This is a genomic window from Planococcus plakortidis (assembly GCF_001687605.2).
Taxonomy (GTDB): domain Bacteria; phylum Bacillota; class Bacilli; order Bacillales_A; family Planococcaceae; genus Planococcus; species Planococcus plakortidis.
Genome location: NZ_CP016539.2, coordinates 1,920,007 through 1,941,312, shown reverse-complemented (window position 1 = coordinate 1,941,312; position 21,306 = coordinate 1,920,007). Strand labels below are relative to the sequence as shown.

The 21,306-nt window shown below is 50.1% G+C and carries 16 protein-coding genes; all 16 read left to right on the top strand.

Annotated elements, in window-relative coordinates:
* The first annotated feature begins 76 nt into the window (after nucleotides 1-76).
* The gene (topA, locus tag BBI15_RS09835) at nucleotides 77-2,146 is read left to right on the top strand and encodes a type I DNA topoisomerase (protein WP_068869396.1); all 2,070 of its coding nucleotides are present in this window, start codon (nucleotides 77-79) and stop codon (nucleotides 2,144-2,146) included.
* A 20-nt stretch (nucleotides 2,147-2,166) separates the two neighbouring features.
* Nucleotides 2,167-3,477: an FADH(2)-oxidizing methylenetetrahydrofolate--tRNA-(uracil(54)-C(5))-methyltransferase TrmFO gene (gene trmFO, locus BBI15_RS09830; protein ID WP_068869395.1), complete on the top strand. Its 1,311-nt coding sequence runs from the start codon at nucleotides 2,167-2,169 to the stop codon at nucleotides 3,475-3,477.
* A 69-nt stretch (nucleotides 3,478-3,546) separates the two neighbouring features.
* Nucleotides 3,547-4,440: a tyrosine recombinase XerC gene (gene xerC, locus BBI15_RS09825; protein WP_068869394.1), complete on the top strand. Its 894-nt coding sequence runs from the start codon at nucleotides 3,547-3,549 to the stop codon at nucleotides 4,438-4,440.
* A gap of 16 nt (nucleotides 4,441-4,456) precedes the next feature.
* Nucleotides 4,457-5,005: an ATP-dependent protease subunit HslV gene (hslV, locus tag BBI15_RS09820; RefSeq protein WP_058380455.1), complete on the top strand. Its 549-nt coding sequence runs from the start codon at nucleotides 4,457-4,459 to the stop codon at nucleotides 5,003-5,005.
* Nucleotides 5,002-6,402 carry an ATP-dependent protease ATPase subunit HslU gene (hslU, locus tag BBI15_RS09815; protein WP_068869393.1) on the top strand — a complete coding sequence of 467 codons (1,401 nt, stop codon included), beginning with the start codon at nucleotides 5,002-5,004 and terminating at the stop codon, nucleotides 6,400-6,402. Before hslV ends, hslU begins: the two co-directional genes overlap by 4 nt.
* A 95-nt stretch (nucleotides 6,403-6,497) precedes the next feature.
* Nucleotides 6,498-7,277 carry a GTP-sensing pleiotropic transcriptional regulator CodY gene (codY, locus tag BBI15_RS09810; RefSeq protein ID WP_068869392.1) on the top strand — a complete coding sequence of 260 codons (780 nt, stop codon included), beginning with the start codon at nucleotides 6,498-6,500 and terminating at the stop codon, nucleotides 7,275-7,277.
* A gap of 596 nt (nucleotides 7,278-7,873) precedes the next feature.
* Nucleotides 7,874-8,590, top strand: coding sequence for a 30S ribosomal protein S2 (gene rpsB, locus BBI15_RS09805; RefSeq protein WP_068869391.1), 717 nt, complete (start codon nucleotides 7,874-7,876; stop codon nucleotides 8,588-8,590).
* Nucleotides 8,591-8,678: 88 nt separating this feature from the next.
* On the top strand, nucleotides 8,679-9,563 hold the full coding sequence (gene tsf / locus BBI15_RS09800; protein WP_068869390.1) for a translation elongation factor Ts: 885 nt from the start codon (nucleotides 8,679-8,681) through the stop codon (nucleotides 9,561-9,563).
* A 79-nt stretch (nucleotides 9,564-9,642) separates the two neighbouring features.
* Nucleotides 9,643-10,368, top strand: a complete 726-nt coding sequence (gene pyrH, locus BBI15_RS09795) for a UMP kinase (protein WP_068869389.1) — start codon at nucleotides 9,643-9,645, stop codon at nucleotides 10,366-10,368.
* Nucleotides 10,368-10,925 carry a ribosome recycling factor gene (gene frr / locus BBI15_RS09790; protein ID WP_068869388.1) on the top strand — a complete coding sequence of 186 codons (558 nt, stop codon included), beginning with the start codon at nucleotides 10,368-10,370 and terminating at the stop codon, nucleotides 10,923-10,925. Before pyrH ends, frr begins: the two co-directional genes overlap by 1 nt.
* A 152-nt stretch (nucleotides 10,926-11,077) precedes the next feature.
* Nucleotides 11,078-11,872: an undecaprenyl pyrophosphate synthase gene (locus tag BBI15_RS09785; RefSeq protein WP_068869387.1), complete on the top strand. Its 795-nt coding sequence runs from the start codon at nucleotides 11,078-11,080 to the stop codon at nucleotides 11,870-11,872.
* Complete coding sequence (locus BBI15_RS09780) at nucleotides 11,869-12,660, top strand: phosphatidate cytidylyltransferase (protein ID WP_068869386.1); 792 nt, start codon at nucleotides 11,869-11,871, stop codon at nucleotides 12,658-12,660. The genes BBI15_RS09785 and BBI15_RS09780 overlap by 4 nt, the downstream gene beginning before the upstream one ends.
* A gap of 18 nt (nucleotides 12,661-12,678) precedes the next feature.
* The gene (gene dxr, locus BBI15_RS09775) at nucleotides 12,679-13,821 is read left to right on the top strand and encodes a 1-deoxy-D-xylulose-5-phosphate reductoisomerase (RefSeq protein WP_068869385.1); all 1,143 of its coding nucleotides are present in this window, start codon (nucleotides 12,679-12,681) and stop codon (nucleotides 13,819-13,821) included.
* A gap of 44 nt (nucleotides 13,822-13,865) precedes the next feature.
* Complete coding sequence (gene rseP, locus BBI15_RS09770) at nucleotides 13,866-15,125, top strand: RIP metalloprotease RseP (RefSeq protein ID WP_068869384.1); 1,260 nt, start codon at nucleotides 13,866-13,868, stop codon at nucleotides 15,123-15,125.
* An 86-nt stretch (nucleotides 15,126-15,211) separates the two neighbouring features.
* On the top strand, nucleotides 15,212-16,915 hold the full coding sequence (locus tag BBI15_RS09765; protein WP_068869383.1) for a proline--tRNA ligase: 1,704 nt from the start codon (nucleotides 15,212-15,214) through the stop codon (nucleotides 16,913-16,915).
* 81 nt (nucleotides 16,916-16,996) lie between these two features.
* On the top strand, nucleotides 16,997-21,304 hold the full coding sequence (locus BBI15_RS09760; RefSeq protein ID WP_068869382.1) for a PolC-type DNA polymerase III: 4,308 nt from the start codon (nucleotides 16,997-16,999) through the stop codon (nucleotides 21,302-21,304).
* Nucleotides 21,305-21,306 lie beyond the last annotated feature (2 nt).

Here is a 21,306-nt window from a genome sequence, read left to right as displayed (position 1 = left end):
GCCAAAAACTGTTATACATTTTGCATCAGGTGATTCTTTACACAATTTGAAGAGACCTCTATGAGGAGGAGTATAGATGGCGGATTATTTGGTGATTGTCGAATCGCCCGCAAAGGCGAAGACAATTGAACGGTATTTGGGAAAAAAGTATAAAGTGAAAGCCTCTCTCGGCCATTTGCGTGATTTGCCGCGCAGCCAGATGGGGGTAGATGTCGAAAATAATTACGAGCCCCGCTATATCACGATTCGCGGAAAAGGCCCGATTTTGCAAGATTTGAAGAAAGAAGCGAAAAAAGCGAAAAAAGTCTTTCTCGCGGCTGACCCCGATAGAGAAGGTGAAGCGATTGCCTGGCATTTGGCGAATGCGCTCGGTGTGGATGTCGATTCCGATTGCCGCGTCGTATTCAATGAAATTACGAAAGATGCTGTAAAAGGCGCCTTCAAACATCCACGCAAACTGGATATGGATTTGGTCGATGCCCAGCAGGCGCGGCGTATCCTAGACCGTCTTGTCGGTTACAGCATCAGCCCAATCCTATGGAAAAAAGTGAAAAAAGGCTTGTCAGCCGGACGCGTCCAATCGGTTGCGCTCGGCCTCATCATCGACCGCGAGAACGAAATTAAGAACTTCGAGCCGGAAGAGTATTGGTCAATTACCGGAGAGTTCGAAAAAGCGAAGAAAACATTCGAAGCCCAGTTTTACGGGACTTCGGAAAAGAAACTGAAGCTTTCCAACGAAGAAGATGTCAAAGACATTTTGGCTACGATAAAAGGCAAGGATTTCCTCGTCAAGAGCGTTGTGAAAAAGGAACGCAAACGCAATCCTTCCCCTTCCTTCACTACGTCCTCACTCCAGCAGGAAGCCGCACGCAAACTGAATTTCCGTGCCAAGAAGACGATGATGCTCGCCCAGCAGCTCTATGAAGGGATTTCGGTCGGCAAAGAAGGCGTGACCGGTTTGATTACGTATATGCGTACGGATTCCACGCGCATTTCCGACTCGGCCAAGCAAGACACCATCGGTTACATCCTTGATAAATACGGCGAAGAATATGTAACGCAAAAACCTGCAGCCAAGCAATCCCAAAAATCGCAGGATGCACACGAAGCTGTCCGCCCGACCAGTGTCCACCGCACGCCCGAATCGCTGAAAAGTATCCTGTCGCGCGATCTTTACCGCTTGTATAAGCTGATCTGGGACCGCTTCGTAGCAAGCCAGATGTCGCCAGCGGTACTGGATACGGTAATGGCAGAGCTGCAAAACGGCGAAGCGATTTTCCGTGCCAACGGTTCACAAGTGAAGTTTCCGGGTTTCATGAAGCTATACATTGAAGGGACCGACGACAAGAAAGAAGAAAAAGACAATATCCTTCCTGAAATGGAGGAAGGCGACAAAGTCAAGGCGACCGAGATCACGCCGAACCAGCATTTCACACAGCCGCCTCCGCGCTATACGGAAGCACGCCTGGTGCGGACGCTAGAAGAGCTCGGCATAGGCCGCCCGTCGACTTATGCGCCGACTTTGGATACCATCCAAAAACGCGGGTATGTCGCACTTGATGCCAAGCGGTTCATCCCGACAGAGCTTGGGGAAATCGTCCATCAATTGGTGCGTGATTTCTTCCCGGATATTTTGAACATCGAGTTTACCGCGAAAATGGAAAACGATTTGGATAGCATCGAAGAAAGTGAAGTCGATTGGCGTGCCATCATCGATGCCTTCTATAAAGAGTTCGCCAAGGACCTTGAAGTGGCGGAGAACGAGATGGAGAAAGTCCAGATCAAAGATGAGCCGGCAGGCGAGGATTGCGAGGAATGCGGTTCGCCGATGGTGTTCAAGCTAGGGCGCTACGGCAAGTTCATGGCTTGCAGCAATTTCCCGGAATGCCGCAATACGAAAGCGATCGTCAAGCATATCGGCGTCAAATGCCCGACATGTAAAGAAGGCGAGATCGTCGAACGAAAAAGCAAGAAGCGGCGCGTGTTCTATGGCTGCGAACGCTATCCCGAATGTGAATTCGTCTCTTGGGACAAGCCGATCGAACGCCCCTGCCCGAAATGCAGCAGCTTGATGGTCGAAAAGAAAGTGAAAAAAGGCGTGCAGATCAATTGCACAGCGTGCGACTACAAAGAAGAAGTTCAATAATAATATAGAGGTGTTTTATCATGACGAAAATTGTAAATGTAATCGGTGCCGGACTTGCAGGAAGCGAAGCGGCATGGCAAATCGCCAAACGCGGCGTCAATGTCAGGCTATATGAAATGCGCCCGGTCAAACAGACGCCAGCGCATCATACGGATAAATTCGCGGAATTGGTCTGCAGCAACTCGCTGCGCGCCAATTCATTGACCAATGCGGTCGGTGTCATCAAAGAGGAAATGCGCAAATTGGATTCGGTCATCATCGACGCAGCCGATAGAGCGTCGGTTCCGGCTGGTGGCGCGCTTGCGGTCGACCGTCATGAGTTTGCCGGGATGGTCACGGAAAATGTCCGCAACCATCCGCTCGTCGAAGTGATCAACGAAGAGGTGACGGAAATCCCGGAAGGCATCACCATCATCGCCACCGGTCCGTTGACTTCCCCGGCTCTTGCGGAGAAAGTCCGCAAGTTGACAGGCGAAGAATACCTTTATTTCTACGATGCGGCAGCGCCGATCGTCGAAAAAGACAGCATCGATATGGATAAAGTCTATTTGAAATCACGCTACGATAAAGGCGAAGCCGCTTACCTGAACTGCCCGATGACAGAAGAGGAGTTCCGCCGCTTCCATACGGCATTAGTGGAAGCGGAAGTCGTGCCGCTCAAGGAGTTCGAGAAAGAAATCTATTTCGAAGGCTGCATGCCGGTCGAAGTGATGGCTGCCAGAGGCGACAAGACTTTGACGTTCGGGCCGATGAAACCGGTCGGGCTCGAAGACCCGAAAACCGGCAAGCGCCCTTACGCAGTCGTTCAATTGCGCCAAGACGATGCAGCGGGTACGTTGTACAATATCGTCGGATTCCAGACCCACTTGAAATGGGGAGCGCAAAAGGAAATCCTGCGCATGATCCCGGGTCTCGAGAATGTCGAAATTGTCCGTTACGGCGTCATGCACCGCAATACGTTCATCAACTCGCCGAATGTCCTCAAGCCGACCTATCAATTGAAAGCCGATCCGAACATTTTCTTCGCCGGCCAAATGACTGGCGTCGAAGGCTATGTGGAATCGGCGGGAAGCGGCTTGCTTGCAGGCATTAACGCAGCGAAGCTGGCACTTGGCGAAGAGCCGGTCGTATTGCCTGCGGAAACGGCGCTTGGCAGCATGGCGCGTTATATTACCGAAGCGGATTCGAAGAACTTCCAGCCGATGAACATCAATTTCGGCCTGTTCCCGGATCTCGGTGAACGCATCAAGTCCAAGCAGGAGCGCGCTGAACGCCACGCCAACCGCGCTTTGGAATCAATTCAAAATTATATGAATTCAGTGACGGTTTAATTGAAAAAAGTCTCTAAGTATTGGTATACTTTAGAGGCTTTTTTAAATGCCTGAAAGGCGGCGTGCCAGATGACAAAAGAACAGATGCTCGAATCGTTCATGAGCTATATCCAATTGGAAAAGAATTATTCCGCCCACACTGTCCACCAGTACCTACAGGATCTGGAGGGTTTTTTTCTGTTCCTGGAACAAGAAAGCGTGAACGATCTGCACGAAGTCGAATACCTCCATGCGAGAAATTATGTCACGAAATTATATGAAGCCGAATTATTCAGAACGTCCATCTCGCGGAAAATCTCCGCCATCCGGTCGTTTTTCCGCTACGGCAACCGCGAGTTCGGGCTTAGCGAAGCCGCGTTCCGATCGCTGTTCCATCCAAAGAAAGAAGAGCGGCTGCCGCAGTTTTTCTACGAGGCAGAATTGGAGCAGCTATTCGCATCACTCACCGGCGAGGATGCGCTGTCGCTCCGGAACCGCGCTCTATTGGAATTGCTTTATGCGACGGGCATGCGCGTCAGTGAATGCGTGTCGATCAAGATGAAAGATCTGGACCGCCACATGCACATTGTCAAAGTACTCGGCAAAGGCCGGAAAGAACGTTACATCCCTTACGGCCAGTTTGCACATGACGCGCTGGAACTTTATATTGGCCAATCGCGTCCCAAGTTGATGAAGTCAAAAGAACACGACATGCTATTCGTCAATAGCCGGGGTGACGGGGTAACGGACCGTGGCATCCGCCATATCCTGAACGAATGCATGAAAAAGGCATCGCTTAATTCATCCATCTATCCCCATATGATCCGCCATACGTTCGCGACCCATTTGTTAAACAACGGGGCGGATATGCGCACCGTCCAAGAACTGCTGGGCCACGCGCACCTCAGTTCCACGCAAGTCTATACGCATGTCACGAAAGACCATTTACGCAATACGTATTTAAAAGCCCATCCAAGGGCATAAGGAGGAGAACCTTACCATGCAGGAATTTCATGCAACCACGATTTTTGCGGTCAAACATAAAGGCAAGTCAGCGATGGCTGGAGACGGGCAAGTGACGTTCGGCAATGCGGTCGTCATGAAACACACCGCGAAAAAAGTGCGCCGGCTCTATAACAACGAAGTGCTGACCGGGTTTGCCGGGTCTGTCGCGGATGCTTTCACGCTTTTTGAAATGTTCGAAGGCAAGCTCACCGAATTCAACGGCAATCTTCAGCGCGCTGCGGTTGAACTCGCGAAGCAATGGCGCGGCGATAAAATGCTGCGGCAGCTGGAAGCGATGCTCATCGTCATGAACAAAGATGAATTATTGCTCGTGTCAGGCACAGGTGAAGTCATCGAGCCCGACGATGGGATTTTGGCAATCGGTTCAGGCGGCAATTATGCACTTGCGGCCGGCCGGGCATTGAAGAAATATGCCGGCGACCAGCTGACGGCGGGCGAGATCGCCCAATCCGCGCTTGAGACGGCTGCCGACATTTGCGTTTACACCAATCATCAAATCATCATGGAGGAGTTGTCAGAATGAAAACACAAACCGATTTAACTCCGCGGCAAATCACTGATCATCTGGATCGTTTCATCGTCGGCCAAAAAGATGCCAAGCGCTCGATTGCGATTGCCCTCCGCAACCGTTACCGCCGCAGCCGCCTCGACGAGGAGATGCAGGATGAAGTCATCCCGAAGAATATTTTGATGATCGGCCCGACCGGCGTCGGGAAAACGGAAATCGCGCGCCGCATCGCAAAACTGACCGGCGCGCCGTTCATCAAAGTCGAAGCGACGAAATTCACGGAAGTCGGATATGTCGGCCGCGACGTCGAGTCGATGGTGCGCGATTTGGTGGAAGCATCCGTGCGCATCGTCAAAGAAGAAAAATACGAAGCCGTGAAAGAACGCGCAGAAACCGCAGCCAACGACCGCCTGGTGAAATTGCTGGCGCCATCGATGAAGAAAAAGCAACCAGTACAGAATCCGCTTGAAATGTTCTTCGGCCAAAAGCAGCAGGAGCAGGAAGAAGAAGACCCGGAAGCGGAAGTGGAAGTGCGCGTCAAGCGACGCGAAATTGCCGCTGACCTGAAAGCCGGAAAGCTCGAAGAAGAATGGGTGACAGTGGAAGTGACGGAAAACACAGCTTCCATGTTTGACGCGTTCCAAGGATCGGGAATGGAGCAGATGGGGGAGAACATGCAAGATGCACTTTCTTCCTTGATGCCGAAGAAAAAGAAAAAGCGCCGCATGCAAGTGAAAGACGCCCGCCGCATACTCACGGCTGAAGAATCGGAAAAACTGGTCGATAGTGAGGAGATTTCATCCGAAGCGATCCGCCGGGCTGAACAGCATGGCATCATCTTCATCGACGAAATGGACAAAATCGCAAGCAAGAGTTCCAGTTCCTCTGCCGATGTATCGAGGGAAGGCGTGCAGCGCGATATTCTGCCAATCGTCGAAGGCTCGACGGTCTCGACGAAATACGGCGCGGTGAAAACGGATTATATGCTGTTTGTCGCAGCTGGTGCGTTCCATATGTCGAAACCGTCGGACCTGATTCCGGAACTGCAGGGCCGCTTCCCGATCCGCGTCGAATTGACCAAGCTCGAAGTCGGTGATTTCGTGAAGATTTTGACGGAGCCGAAACATTCCTTGCTCAATCAATACAAAGCCCTTCTCGAAACAGAAGGAGTTATGGTACACTTTACTGATGCGTCAATCGTCAGACTTGCGGAAATTGCTTATGAAGTAAATCAACAGACGGATAATATCGGCGCCCGCCGGCTTCATACAATATTGGAACGCTTATTGGAAGACCTATCATTTGAAGCATCTGAGATTTCACCTGCACAAATCGATATCACGCCTCAATATGTTAATGAAAAACTTGAAAATGTGGCAAAAAATAAGGATTTGTCACAATTTATCCTGTAAAGCGAGGCGTATTGGTTTCATTAAAGTGTAAAAACCTTTAGAATATTGAATAAACGGTGCGAAATACGTACGAATCATGTAGGAGGTTCATAATTATGAATTTATTGGGAAAAACAAGACGCATTAACTCTATGCTGCAAGCAGCAGCCGGGAAGCCGGTAAACTTTAAGGACATGGCTGAAACATTGAGCGAAGTCATCGAAGCAAATGTCTTCGTCGTCAGCCGCAAAGGGAAAGTTCTTGGCTATGCTGTCAACCAGCAGATCGAAAACGAGCGCATGAAGAATATGCTCGAAGAGCGCCAATTCCCGCTCGAATATACACAAAACCTATCGAACATCACTGAAACATCCGCTAATTTGGACGTTAACAGTGAACATACGATCTTCCCTGTGGAAGAGCGTGAACTGTTCAAGGACGGCTTGACGACAATCGTTCCGATCATCGGCGGCGGCGAACGCCTTGGCACATTGCTGCTTGGCCGCGTCAACGACCAGTTCGGCGATGACGATTTGATCCTTGGCGAATACGGCGCGACAGTTGTCGGCATGGAGATCCTCCGTGAAAAAGGCGACCGCATCGAAGAGGAAGCGCGCAGCAAAGCAGTTGTCCAAATGGCAATCAGCTCGCTTTCATACAGTGAACTTGAAGCGATCGAGCATATCTTTGAGGAACTTGACGGCAACGAAGGTTTGCTTGTTGCATCCAAGATCGCTGACCGCGTCGGCATTACGCGCTCGGTCATCGTCAACGCACTTCGCAAACTTGAAAGTGCCGGCGTCATCGAATCGCGTTCACTCGGCATGAAAGGAACGTATATCAAAGTATTGAATACGAAGTTCCTTGCAGAACTCGAACAATTGAAAATGAATTAATTCCATCGCCGCCCCGGACTATCCGATAGTTCCGGGGCGGCTTTTACGTTTTGTACTATCTCGGAATGTTGAAGAAGTTACAGCTTTTCATTACAACTTGCCTGTTCCATTTCCTGTTTATCATTAAGGGAATGTAAAAAGGGGGAATAAATCATCCTTCGGCGCTAGTGTAGCGGAAGCCGGCGACTAATGAATATGCGAAGCCTTGCTGAGTATGTTCATTTGCGACGCATCTGCTAGCAGATGTGGGAGCAGCGGCTTTCAATGCTGGACTTATTCTACGAATCGTGCCCTGGCAGCTGGCAACGCGACGTACTGTCGCGCCAGCTGCATGACCCACATCCTGTGGGCCCGAAAGCGTCCGGCTGGAGCGGAACGAAAAAATAGCCGAGGTTTCTTAAAAGCCTTTATACCTTTTCCGAGCTTTCACTAACTTTTATAAATATCAGTTGCAGGCACCAGCAACTGCGTGGTATAATTTCAAATGGTGTTAAATACACACGCATTCCGATCTGTTCCGCAGGTGCCTTTATTGGTAACGGTTCAGAAGCGAAGAATGCGGAGGCAAACAAAAACCTATTAGGAGGAAACACATCATGGCAGTAATTTCAATGAAACAATTGCTCGAAGCTGGTGTTCATTTTGGCCACCAGACTCGCCGCTGGAACCCGAAAATGAAAAAATACATCTTCGTGGAACGTAACGGCATCTACATCATCGACCTTCAAAAGACGGTCCGCAAACTCGAGGAAGCTTATAACTTCATGAGACAAGTGGGCGAAGAAGGCGGTAAAGTCTTGTTCGTAGGAACTAAAAAACAAGCTCAGGACGCTATCAAGGAAGAAGCAGAACGTTCTGGCAACTACTACATCAACCAACGCTGGTTGGGCGGTACATTGACTAACTTCGGCACGATCCAAAAACGTGTTAACCGCATGAAGCAGATCGAGCGCATGGAAGAAGACGGCACTTTCGAAGTCCTTCCGAAAAAAGAAGTAGTCCAATTGAAAAAACAACACGAACGCTTGGAGAAATTCCTAGGCGGTATCCGTGACATGAACGGTCTTCCAGACGTAATGTTCGTCGTAGACCCTCGTAAAGAACGCATCGCAGTAGCAGAAGCTATGAAATTGAACATCCCAATCGTAGGTATCGTCGATACAAACTGCGATCCGGACGAAATCGATTACGTAATCCCTGCAAACGATGATGCTATCCGTGCAGTCAAGCTATTGACTGGCAAAATGGCTGACGCTCTTCTTGAGTCTAAGCCTGAAGAAGACGAAGAAGCATCAGCGGAAACAGCTGAGTAATTCGCAATGTTTACAGGTGATAAGCGGCCAACCCCACTTATCACCTTTTTTTGAGAAAACACAGACAAGCTGAAGGAGGAATTTAATCATGGCAGTTACAGCTCAAATGGTTAAAGAATTGCGCGAAAAAACAGGCGCAGGTATGATGGATTGCAAAAAAGCATTGGTACAGACTGACGGCGACATGGACGCAGCCCTAGATTTCCTTCGCGAAAAAGGATTGGCGAGCGCTTCTAAAAAAGCTGACCGCATCGCTGCTGAAGGGATCACGTCGATCCTTGAAGAAGGCAACGAAGCAGTCATCTATGAAGTTAACGCTGAAACGGATTTCGTAGCGAAAAACGAAGGTTTCCAGACATTAGTCAAAGAAATCGGCGAGCACTTGCTTGCGACAAAACCGGCGACAATCGATGAAGCAAACGCTTCTACTATGTCGAACGGCTTGACAGTAGCGGACCACATTTCGAATGCGATTGCTAAGATCGGTGAAAAAATCACCTTGCGCCGCTTCGAAATCCGCACGAAAACTGACAATGACGCTTTCGGCCCTTACTTGCACATGGGTGGCCGCATCGGCGTTCTAGTCCTTTTGGAAGGATCTTCAGATTCACAAGCTGCACGCGATATCGCTATGCACATCGCTGCACTTAACCCGAAATACGTTTCACGTGACGAAGTCTCAGCTGACGAAGTAGAGCGCGAGCGTAAAGTATTGACTGAGCAAGCCTTGAACGAAGGCAAGCCGGAAAAAATCGTCGAAAAAATGGTTGAAGGCCGCCTCGGGAAATACTTCGAGGACATCTGCTTGCTTGACCAGGCATTCGTCAAAAACTCTGACCAGAAAGTCCGCGAATTCGCAGCATCTGTCGGCGGTACTGTAACAGAGTTCATCCGTTACGAAGTGGGCGAAGGCATCGAAAAACGCGAAGATAACTTCGCTGACGAAGTTATGAGCCAAGTCAACAAAAAATAAGCCAATATCTATATGAGTCATCCGGGGAGCACAATGTTGTGTTCCCTGTTTTTCAATAAACGTGTAACGGAGGGTACCGATGAGTGTTCCAAAATACAAACGCATTGTACTGAAATTAAGTGGAGAAGCGATGGCAGGCGGACAAGGTTTCGGTCTTTCCCCTGAAATCATCAAATCTGTCGCTGCGCAAGTGAAGGAGATCGTAGACCTGGGCATAGAAGTTGCCGTAGTTGTCGGCGGAGGAAATATCTGGCGAGGCAAAGTCGGTTCGGAGATGGGCATGGACCGGGCAACTGCTGACTATATGGGCATGCTTGCAACTGTCATGAATTCACTCGCATTGCAGGATTCTCTTGAGAAGCAAGACGTGGAAACACGTGTATTGTCATCGATTGAAATGCGGCAAGTCGCAGAACCGTATATCCGCAGAAGAGCGATTCGCCACCTTGAGAAAAAACGTGTCGTCATTTTCTCGGCCGGAACCGGAAATCCTTACTTCTCGACGGATACGACAGCTGCCTTGCGTGCAGCAGAAATCGAGGCCGATGTCATCTTGATGGCGAAAAACAATGTGGACGGCGTATATTCCGCCGATCCAAAAACCGATGTTGAAGCAATCAAATACGATGAATTGTCGTATTTTGACGTCATTCAGCAAGGGCTTCAAGTGATGGACTCGACAGCTTCCACATTATGTATGGACAATGACATTCCACTCGTAGTATTCTCTATAATGGAAAAAGGAAACATAAAAAGAGCTGTACTCGGTGAAAAGATCGGGACAGTAGTGAGGAGATCATTATAATGCCGAATGCAATCATGAACGATACGAAAACGAAAATGGGAAATGCCATTCAAGCTTTTTCGCGTGATTTGGCTTCCATCCGCGCAGGGCGTGCGACCCCTTCTTTACTTGATAAGATTACGGTCGAGTATTACGGTGCCCCGACACCCATCAACCAAGTAGCGGGCATTTCTGTGCCGGAAGCGCGTTTGATCATGATCCAGCCTTACGATAAAACCGTATTGCCTGAAATCGAAAAAGCGATCATGAAATCGGATCTTGGACTCAGCCCTTCAAATGATGGCAACGTCATCCGTCTTGCTGTACCGGCTCTCACAGAAGAGCGCCGCAAAGATTTAGTCAAGCAAGTGAAAAAAGAAGGCGAAGATGCAAAAGTCGTGATCCGCAATATTCGCCGCGATGCCAACGACGAGTTCAAGAAGCTTGAGAAAAAGAGTGAGATTACAGCCGATGATTTGCGTGGATACTCAGATGATGTGCAAGACATGACCAACACGCATATCGCTAAAATCGACGACATGGTCAAAGATAAAGAAACTGAAATTATGGCAGTTTAAGCGAACTTCATCTGTTACCGGGCGTCCTGTAAAGCAGGACGCTTTTTTCATGCCAAAATTTCGGAAGTGCCTTGAAAGTTCACGCACAACGCGCATTTTTTTGATATGATAAGCAATAGACATTCCGATTGGTTACAAGTGGAGGATTAATTATGTTCAATAAACTATTAAAGAGAAATATAGAGCCCGTAATGGTGGAATACGGAGAGCGTGCCATGGCTGTTGCCGGCGCAGGCGTCCCATCCCATGTGGCAATTATCATGGATGGCAACGGCCGCTGGGCGAAAAAGCGTTCCATGCCGAGAGTGGCGGGACATCATGAAGGCATGAAGACGGTCCGCAAGATTACCAAACTTGCGAGCCATCTCGGCGTTGATGTCTTGACACTGTATGCTTTTTCAACAGAAAATTGGAAGCGGCCGAAAATGGAAGTGGACTTCTTGATGCGTTTACCGGAAGAGTTTTTATCCAGCTTCTTACCGGAGCTCATCGAGGAAAATGTCCGCGTGGAAATGATGGGGTATGTGGCAGACCTGCCAGCCCACACGATCCAGGCGATCCAAAAAGCGAAAGAAGCGACCAAGCATAACGACGGTTTGGTGCTGAACTTTGCGTTGAATTACGGCAGCCGGGCCGAAATCGTCGATGCCGTAAAAGGTTTGGCCGCTTTGGTGCAGGCAGGCAAGCTGGAGCCATCCGCAATTTCAGAAGAGATGATCACAAACCGCCTCATGACGAGCGAATTGCCTGAGCCTGATTTATTGATCCGGACGAGCGGGGAAGTCCGTCTTAGCAATTTCATGCTGTGGCAATTGGCCTACACGGAATTTTGGTTTACCGATACCTTGTGGCCGGATTTCGGGGAAGACTGCTTGCTTGAAGCATTCGAAGTGTATCAGAAACGAAATCGTCGCTATGGTGGCTTGAAGGAGGAAGAAACACATTGAAGCAACGCATTATCACGGGAGCTATAGCAGCTGCCTTATTTATTCCATTTGTCATCATCGGCGGGATTCCATTCATTATTTTAGTCTACATTCTTGCGACAATCGGTTTTCAGGAATTGCTTAAAATGAAAGGCCGGAGCTTGATGAGCATACCCGGCCTTATTTCTCTTGTGGCTTTGTATGCATTCATGCTGCCGGGCGATTGGTCGCAGCAAGTGTATGAATGGACAGGCTATCTGAAAGTGGAATTTGTTTTCATGGCAGTCATCCTACTGCTTATACATACGGTGGTCGTCAAAAACAGCTTTACGTTTGATGATGCCGCGTTCGCGATCCTCGGTACCCTTTATGTAGGACTGGGATTCTATTACTTAATCGAAACCCGTGAATCGGGACTTGCGGTGTTGATATTTGCGCTCTTGGTTGTCTGGTTCACTGATTCCGGCGCTTATTTTACGGGGCGCAAAATCGGGAAACGCAAGCTATGGCCCGAAATATCTCCGAATAAGACGATTGAAGGGTTTCTCGGCGGCATCATTTGGGCTGTGGGCATCGCGCTTGTTTTCGCCTATTTTGCCGGCATGGAGCAATCCATGGCATTGGTCGTCATCGTCGCAATTGTGGCATCGATCTTCGGCCAATTGGGCGATTTGGTGGAATCAGCATTGAAACGCCATTTCAATGTCAAGGATTCCGGAAAGATGCTGCCGGGGCACGGGGGCATCCTGGACCGGTTCGACAGCATCCTTTTTGTCATGCCGTTATTGCACTTCCTGCATTTTATTTAAGAGAGGATTGTTTCATTTATGAAAAAAGTCATACTACTCGGCGCGACAGGCTCAATTGGCGTCCAAACGGCGGATATCATCCGTGAACATCCCGAAGAGTTTACGCTGGCCGGTTTTTCTGCCGGCAGGAACATGGAAGTTACGCGAAAGCTGATTCAGGAGTTCCGGCCGGAAATCGTTTGCGTCCAACTCGCGGAAGACGCGCAGCAGCTACAGCAGGAATTCGAAGGCGTTCAATTCGTCCATGGCAGCAAAGGCTTGATCGATGCAGCGACCTATGACGCGGATGTTTTGGTCAATGCCGTGATCGGCAGCGTTGGGCTAGAGCCAACCTTGGAAGCGATCAAGCTTGGCCGCACGATTGCCATCGCCAATAAAGAAACATTGGTGACAGCAGGCCATTTGGTCATGCAAAGCGCCAAAAAATACGGCGCCGACATCCTGCCGGTGGACAGTGAGCATTCGGCTCTGTTCCAGGCGCTCAACGGCGAAAAGATCGAACAGGCAAGCCGGTTGATCCTGACAGCTTCAGGCGGCAGCTTCCGTGATAGAACGCGCGATGAACTTGCCGATGTCACGGTAGAAGATGCCCTGAACCACCCGAACTGGTCGATGGGATCCAAAATCACGATCGATTCCGCGACGATGTTGAATAAAGGTTTGGAAGTAATCGAAGCACATGTCTTGTTCGATTTCGCCTATGACGATATCGATGTGCTTTTGCACCGCGAGAGCATCATCCATTCTATGGTCGAATTCCAGGATACGAGCGTCATGGCGCAGCTCGGGACGCCTGATATGCGGGTGCCGATCCAATATGCGTTGTCCTATCCCGATCGCCTTCCGCGCCCGGCTGCCAAACGGCTGGACCTGGCGGAAATCTCCCAGCTCAACTTCAAAGCGATGGATTACGAGCGGTTCCGTGCATTGAAACTCGCATTCGATGCCGGGCGGGAAGGCGGGACGATGACGACCGTCTTGAACGCTGCCAACGAGCAAGCGGTCGCAATGTTCTTGAACCGCCAAATCGGCTTTTTACAGATCGAGGAATTTATTGAGCGGGCGATGCTTGAGCATAAGACAATCGCTTCACCTGATCTCGAGACGATACTCGCGGCAGATTCTGAAACGAGAAAAACCGTGGAAAACATGCTAAAATAGCGACAGATTAAAACCGAATATGGTTTATTAAGGATGGGTTCAAAATGGAGACAGTATTAGCGTTCATCATCATTTTCGGCGCATTAGTGTTTTTCCACGAACTGGGCCATTTCCTGTTCGCTAAGCGGGCTGGGATTCTTGTTCGTGAATTCGCTATCGGGATGGGCCCTAAGATCTTGGGCATCACGCGAGGCGAGACGCTGTATACGGTCAGGTTGCTGCCGATCGGCGGTTATGTCCGCATGGCGGGCGAAGAGATGGATGCCATCCACTTGCAGGCAGGCCACCGCATCGGATTGCTATTGGATGATCAGGGACTGGCGAAAAAAGTCATTCTCAACCAAAAGCGTGTCTATCCCGATATCCTGTTTCTGGAAGTGGAACAAGCAGATCTCGAAAAAGAGTTATATATCAAGGGGTATGACGAAGACGAACAATTGGTGAATATCAAAGTAGCCCGGGATGCAGTAGTGGAAGAAAACGGCCGTGAAACGATTTTGGCGCCTTATGACCGCACGTTCGATGCGAAAAATTTGCCGAACCGTTTCATGACGATTTTTGCCGGGCCGTTCTTCAACTTCATCCTGGCCTTTTTCATCTTTACGGCAATCGGCATGATGCAAGGAGTACCGACTTTTGAGCCGGTCATTTCCGAAGTGACAGAAGACAGCCCTGCTGAACAGGCCGGCATGCAAGACGGTGATTTGGTGACAGAAATCGAAGGCCAACCGATTAGCACATGGGACGAGTTGGTGGAATCTGTTCAAGATAGCGCAGGAACGCCGCTTGATTTCCAAGTGGAGCGTGACGGGGAACCTTTGAGTTTCACGATCACGCCTGAATTGTCCGAGCAATCGGCAGAACAAGTGGGTGTCATCGGCGTCTTGTACCAAAGCCCTGTGGAAAAAGACTTTTTCGGGTCATTCGCCTATGGCGCTGAGCAGACAGTCTTTTGGTTTAAAGAGATATTCCGCTTGCTCGGCATGCTCGTGACGGGCCAATTCACTATCGATGCGCTCTCCGGGCCAGTCGGCATTTATAAAACAACTGAAGAAGTCGCCCAGTACGGCATCTTTACGCTTATGAGCTGGGCTGGCATGCTCAGCATCAACTTGGGGATCATGAACCTTTTGCCGCTGCCAGCGCTTGATGGGGGCCGCCTCATGTTCTTCTTCCTCGAAGCGTTAAGAGGCAAGCCGGTCGATAAGCAGAAAGAAGGGATGGTCCATTTTGTCGGGATCATGCTGTTGATGCTCTTGATGATAGTCGTCACATGGAACGACATTCAGCGATTCTTCTTTTAACGTGAGAAAGGGAAGCGTCTATCGCTTTCCTTTCTCTGCTACATAGGGATTCAAAAATACAAAAATCAGTCGAGGTGTATTTGGATATGAGACAAACATTAAGCTTTATCCCGACGTTACGGGAAACTCCAGCCGATGCTGAAGTGAAATCGCATCAATTATTGCTGCGCGCAGGATTCATCCGCCAGAATACAAGCGGGATCTATTCATTCCTGCCGCTTGGCAAACGTGTATTGCACAAGGTCGAGAAAATCATCCGCGAGGAAATGGAAGCGATCAATAGCGTGGAAGTATTCATGCCCGCCCTTCAACAGGCTGAACTTTGGCAGGAGACGGGGCGCTGGTATTCCTACGGCGATGAATTGATGCGTTTAAAAGACCGCAACGACCGTGAGTTCGCGCTAGGCGCGACGCATGAAGAAATCATCACGAGCCTGTTGCGAGACGAAATCAAGTCCTATAAGAAATTGCCGCTCACTTTGTACCAGATCCAATCGAAGTTCCGCGATGAAAAACGCCCACGCTTTGGGTTGTTGCGCGGCCGTGAATTCCTGATGAAAGATGCGTATTCCTTCCACGCGACGCCAGAGAGCCTGGATAAAACTTACGATGATATGATGCAAGCCTATAGCAATATTTTCAGCCGCCTCGGATTGAACTTCCGTGCCGTCATCGCGGATTCAGGCGCAATCGGTGGCAAGGACAACCATGAATTCATGGTGCTGTCGGACATCGGGGAAGACACGATTGCGTATTCGGACAGTTCGCCATACGCAGCGAATATTGAAATGGCCGCCGTAAATGTGGATTATCCTAAATCCGATGAACAAGCGCATCCAATCGAAAAAGTTGCGACGCCTGATCAGAAGACCATTGTACAAGTGGCAGATTTCCTCGGCACGACGCCTGAAAACTGCATTAAAACGCTTGTGTTTAAAGCGGACGACGAACTTATCGTCGTGTTATCACGCGGCGACCATGAAGTGAACGACGTAAAAGTCAAGCATATTTCAGGCGCTAAGCTGATCGATATGGCGACTCCAGAAGACGTGCGTGAAATGCTGTCCTGCGATATCGGCTCGATCGGTCCGGTTGGTTTGCCTGAAGGCGTCCGCGTATTTGCGGACAACGCCGTCAAATCGATCGTCAACGGCGTCACTGGCGCCAATGAAGACGGCGTCCATTTGAAAAACGTTACGCCTGATGAAGATTTCACGGTAGAAGCATATGGAGATCTGCGTTTTGTGAAAGAAGGCGACCCATCGCCTGATGGAAACGGCACGATCCAATTTGCTAAAGGAATCGAAGTCGGCCACATCTTCAAGCTCGGCACGACTTATAGCGAACCGATGAAAGCGACTTTCCTCAATGACCAGGGCAAAGCGATGCCTTATATCATGGGCTGCTACGGCATCGGGGTTTCACGCATTGTCGCAGCTGTCGCTGAACAATTCCAGGACGATTCGGGCTTCACTTGGCCGACTGCAGTTGCGCCATATGAAATCCATGTCGTGCCGGTCAACGTCAAAGACGATGTGCAACGCGAAACCGGCGAAGAAATTTACGAGCAATTGAAAGCGCAAGGATTCGAAGTGCTGCTCGATGACCGCAAAGAGCGCGCCGGCGTAAAATTCGCTGATGCCGATTTGATTGGCTTGCCGATCCGCATCACTGTCGGCAAGCGTGCCGCTGAAGGAATCCTGGAAGTGAAAATTCGCGAAACCGACGAAACGGTCGAATGGCATAAAGATGAAGTGCTCGACAAGGTGCGCGAATTCTTTAAGAAATGAATAATAATCTGATATGATAAAAAGGAAAGTACATCCGTACTTTCCTTTCTTTTTCTGAAATAAATGGCGAAGGGGATAACCATGATAAATGAGCAAGACGCCAAAATGAGATTTAAATTGCTGCTGCAGCATCTGGAGCTAACCGATGATGTACATATGCCATATTTTGAAGGGGCGGAATTGACGCGTATGACGGTCCATAAAAAAGACCGGGCATGGCGCTTTATCGTCAAACTCAAGCAAGTGTTGCCGTTGGAATTATTCATTACGTTCCGCGAACGCCTGCACACCAAGTTTTCTTCGATTGCAAGCGTTCAAATATATATCGAAACGCCCGCGCAACAAACAGACGGGGATCAAGTTGCCGCTTATTGGCGGCATGTCGTCGACGAATTGGCGGATATGGCCCCGCCGTTAAGGGAACGGCTATTGGCTCAAGCGCCTGTGTGGAATGGCAATAAATTGATCGTCGACTGCTGCCATGAACATGAAATGATGGCTTTGAAGTCGAAGTACACGGAGAAGCTGGGACAGGTTTTCCAGCAATTCGGGTTCCCGGCGTTTTCAATCGATTTTCAGCTATCGGCTGAAGACCAGCAGGAAGCGCGCGCCGCATTCATGGAAGAACGCAAAGCCGAAGAGGAAGCGATGGCCAAAAGGGCTGTCGCGGATATGAAGAAACGCGAGACCGAACGCAAAGAAAATGGCGCGCCATCAGGACCGTTCCAGATGGGTGCCGCCATCAAGCCGGATGAGCCGATTGTCGAAATCCGTTCGATCGTCGACGAAGAACGCCGCGTGACGATCGAAGGCTTCGTTTTCGATGTCGAAGTCCGCGAGCTGCGCAGCGGCCGTTCATTATTGACCGTCAAGATGACAGATTACACGGATTCGATTCTCGTCAAAATGTTCTCGCGCGACAAAGAAGACGCCGAGCTCATGGCCCAGGCGAAAAAAGGCATGTGGCTGAGAGCGAGAGGCTCCATCCAAACCGATACATTCGTCAGGGATCTCGTCATGATGTCGAATGACATGGTCGAAATCAATCCTGCTGTACGCAAGGATACCGCCGAAGTCAAACGGGCGGAATTGCATCTGCACACGCCGATGAGCCAGATGGACGCTGTGTCTTCTGTCGAGTCCTTGGTCGCCCAAGCGGCGAAATGGGGGCATCCGGCCATTGCGGTGACAGACCATGCAGGCGTCCAGGCATTTCCGGACGCATATGCCGCAAGCCAAAAGCACGGGATCAAGGCGATATTCGGACTGGAAGCGAATTTGGTCGATGACGGCGTACCGATTGCCTACGAAGAACGCCATGCCTTGCTCGAAGAAGAAACTTTCGTCGTCTTTGACTTGGAGACGACCGGACTATCTGCCGTTTACGACACGATCATCGAACTGGCAGCGGTCAAGATCAAGGGCGGCCAGATCATCGATAAATTCGAGCGTTTCGCCAACCCGCACCATCCTTTGTCGGCGACGACGATCGACTTGACGGGCATCACGGATGATATGGTCCGGAACGCGCCCGAAGTCGAGGAGGTCATCCGTGAATACCACGAATGGGCAGGCGACCACATCATGGTCGCCCATAACGCATCATTCGATATGGGCTTCCTGTATGTTGCCTACAAGAAATACGGCATCGATAAAACGCATGCCACGATCGATACATTGGAACTTGCCCGCATGCTTCACCCGGAAATGAAAAACCACCGGTTGAATACGCTGGCGAAAAAATTCAATATCGAATTGACGCAGCATCACCGCGCTATTTACGATACGGAAGCAACCGCGTATCTTTTGACGCATCTACTGAAAGAAGCGGACGATAAAGGCATCCTTTACCACGATCAATTGAATGATTACGTCGGGACGGGGGATTCCTATAAACGTTCACGACCGACGCATTGCACGCTTTTGGCAAAAGACCAGGAAGGCTTGAAAAACCTGTTCAAGCTCGTTTCAGCTTCGCATATCAATTATTTCTACCGCGTCCCGCGCATCCCGCGTTCGCTGCTTCAACGCCACCGTAAAGGCCTGCTCGTCGGTTCGGGCTGCGATAAAGGCGAAGTTTTCGAAGCGGTCATGCAAAAATCGATGGAAGAAGTGGAGCGCACCGCACAGTTCTATGATTATTTGGAAGTGCATCCCAAGGAAGTGTATCAACCCTTGATCGACCGGGAAATGATCCGTGATGAATGGAACTTGGAAGACATCATCCGCAAGCTGGTCAAAGTGAGCCGCAAGCTCGACAAGCCGTTGGTCGCGACGGGGAATGTCCATTACCTTGATGAAACGGATGCCATCTTCCGTCAAGTGCTGATCGGTTCGCAAGGCGGTGCGAACCCGCTGAACCGTTCGACATTGCCGAAAGTGCATTTCCGGACGACCAATGAAATGCTCGATGCGTTCGATTTTCTCGGGGAAGAGACAGCGCGTGAGATCGTTGTCGATAATTCCCTTAAGGTTGCGGATATGATCGATGTCGTCAAGCCGATCAAAGATGAATTGTACACGCCGAAAATTGAAGGCGCGGACGAGGAGGTCCGTGAACTCAGCTATACGATGGCGCGTTCGATTTACGGGGATGAGTTGCCGGAAATCGTTGAGGCACGGATCGAGAAGGAATTGAAGTCGATCATCGGCCATGGCTTTGCGGTCATCTATTTGATATCGCATAAACTGGTGAAAAAATCCCTTGATGATGGCTATCTCGTCGGTTCGCGCGGATCTGTCGGATCCTCGCTTGTCGCTACGCTGACCGAGATCACGGAAGTCAACCCGCTGCCGCCTCATTATGTGTGCCGGAAATGCAAGAAATCCGAATTCTTCGATGACGGCTCTGTCGGTTCCGGTTTTGACTTGAAAGATAAGGATTGCCCGGATTGCGGGATTCCGTATAAAAAAGACGGGCAGGACATCCCGTTTGAAACCTTCCTTGGATTTAAAGGCGATAAAGTACCCGATATCGATTTGAACTTCAGTGGCGAATACCAGCCGCAAGCGCATAATTACACGAAAGTGCTGTTCGGCGAAGACAATGTCTACCGGGCAGGCACGATCGGCACCGTAGCCGAGAAAACGGCGTATGGGTACGTGCGCGGATACGCCAATGACCGGGATATGACCATACGCGGCGCGGAAATCGACCGCTTGGTGCAGGGCTGTTCCGGCGTCAAGCGCAGCACGGGGCAGCACCCGGGCGGGATCATCGTTGTGCCGGATTATATGGACATCTATGATTTCTCGCCGATCCAGTTCCCTGCGGACGCACAGGATTCCGAATGGAAGACGACGCATTTCGACTTCCACTCGATCCATGATAATTTACTGAAGCTTGATATTCTCGGGCACGATGACCCGACGGTGATCCGCATGCTGCAGGATCTGTCCGGCATTGACCCGAAAACGATCCCGACGGATGACCCGGAAGTGATGAAGATTTTCGCAGGGCCTGAATCGCTCGGCGTCACGAAAGAGCAGATCGGCTGCAAAACCGGGACGCTTGGCATTCCGGAGTTCGGGACGCGTTTCGTCCGCCAAATGCTCGAAGATACGAAACCGACGACGTTTTCGGAACTCGTGCAGATTTCCGGATTGTCACACGGTACGGATGTGTGGCTCGGCAATGCCCAGGAATTGATCCACAATGGCACATGCCAGCTGTCGGACGTCATCGGTTGCCGGGATGATATCATGGTCTACTTGATCTATCAGGGGCTTGAATCATCACTAGCGTTCAAGATCATGGAATCGGTACGGAAAGGGAAAGGCTTGACGCCGGAGATGGAAGCGGCGATGAAAGAGAAAGCCGTACCGAACTGGTATATCGAATCCTGCAAAAAGATCAAGTACATGTTCCCGAAAGCGCACGCTGCCGCTTATGTATTGATGGCGGTGCGCATCGCTTACTTCAAAGTGCATTTTCCGGTCCTTTATTACGCAGCATATTTCACGGTACGGGCAGAAGATTTCGATGTCAATGCCATGGCGAAAGGGTCCCAGTCGATCCGTGCCAAAGTGGATGAAATCAATTCCAAAGGACTGGAAGCCTCGACGAAAGAAAAGAACTTGCTGACGGTCATGGAGCTGGCGCTAGAGATGGTCGAGCGCGGCTATTCATTCCAGAAAGTCGATTTGTATAAATCTTCCGCAGATGAATTCCTGATCGAAGGCAATACCTTGATTCCGCCGTTCAACGCCATTCCAGGGCTTGGCACGAACGCTGCGAAGTCGATCGTCGCAGCGAGAGCGGAAGGCGAGTTCCTGTCGAAGGAAGATTTGCAGCAGCGCGGCCGCGTTTCAAAAACGATCATCGAGTACATGGATGACCACGGTTGCCTGGAAGGGATGCCTGATGCCAATCAGCTGTCCTTGTTCTAGTC

Excerpts from the sequence above, each read along its gene's own strand:
- BBI15_RS09765 (WP_068869383.1), top strand. The coding sequence starts at position 15,212 with ATGAGACAAACATTAAGCTTTATCCCGACGTTACGGGAAACTCCAGCC.
- BBI15_RS09785 (WP_068869387.1), top strand. The coding sequence starts at position 11,078 with ATGTTCAATAAACTATTAAAGAGAAATATAGAGCCCGTAATGGTGGAA.
- pyrH (WP_068869389.1), top strand. The coding sequence starts at position 9,643 with ATGAGTGTTCCAAAATACAAACGCATTGTACTGAAATTAAGTGGAGAA.
- rpsB (WP_068869391.1), top strand. The coding sequence starts at position 7,874 with ATGGCAGTAATTTCAATGAAACAATTGCTCGAAGCTGGTGTTCATTTT.
- trmFO (WP_068869395.1), top strand. The coding sequence starts at position 2,167 with ATGACGAAAATTGTAAATGTAATCGGTGCCGGACTTGCAGGAAGCGAA.
- frr (WP_068869388.1), top strand. The coding sequence starts at position 10,368 with ATGCCGAATGCAATCATGAACGATACGAAAACGAAAATGGGAAATGCC.
- BBI15_RS09760 (WP_068869382.1), top strand. The coding sequence starts at position 16,997 with ATGATAAATGAGCAAGACGCCAAAATGAGATTTAAATTGCTGCTGCAG.
- topA (WP_068869396.1), top strand. The coding sequence starts at position 77 with ATGGCGGATTATTTGGTGATTGTCGAATCGCCCGCAAAGGCGAAGACA.
- dxr (WP_068869385.1), top strand. The coding sequence starts at position 12,679 with ATGAAAAAAGTCATACTACTCGGCGCGACAGGCTCAATTGGCGTCCAA.
- hslV (WP_058380455.1), top strand. The coding sequence starts at position 4,457 with ATGCAGGAATTTCATGCAACCACGATTTTTGCGGTCAAACATAAAGGC.
- hslU (WP_068869393.1), top strand. The coding sequence starts at position 5,002 with ATGAAAACACAAACCGATTTAACTCCGCGGCAAATCACTGATCATCTG.
- xerC (WP_068869394.1), top strand. The coding sequence starts at position 3,547 with ATGACAAAAGAACAGATGCTCGAATCGTTCATGAGCTATATCCAATTG.
- rseP (WP_068869384.1), top strand. The coding sequence starts at position 13,866 with ATGGAGACAGTATTAGCGTTCATCATCATTTTCGGCGCATTAGTGTTT.
- tsf (WP_068869390.1), top strand. The coding sequence starts at position 8,679 with ATGGCAGTTACAGCTCAAATGGTTAAAGAATTGCGCGAAAAAACAGGC.
- codY (WP_068869392.1), top strand. The coding sequence starts at position 6,498 with ATGAATTTATTGGGAAAAACAAGACGCATTAACTCTATGCTGCAAGCA.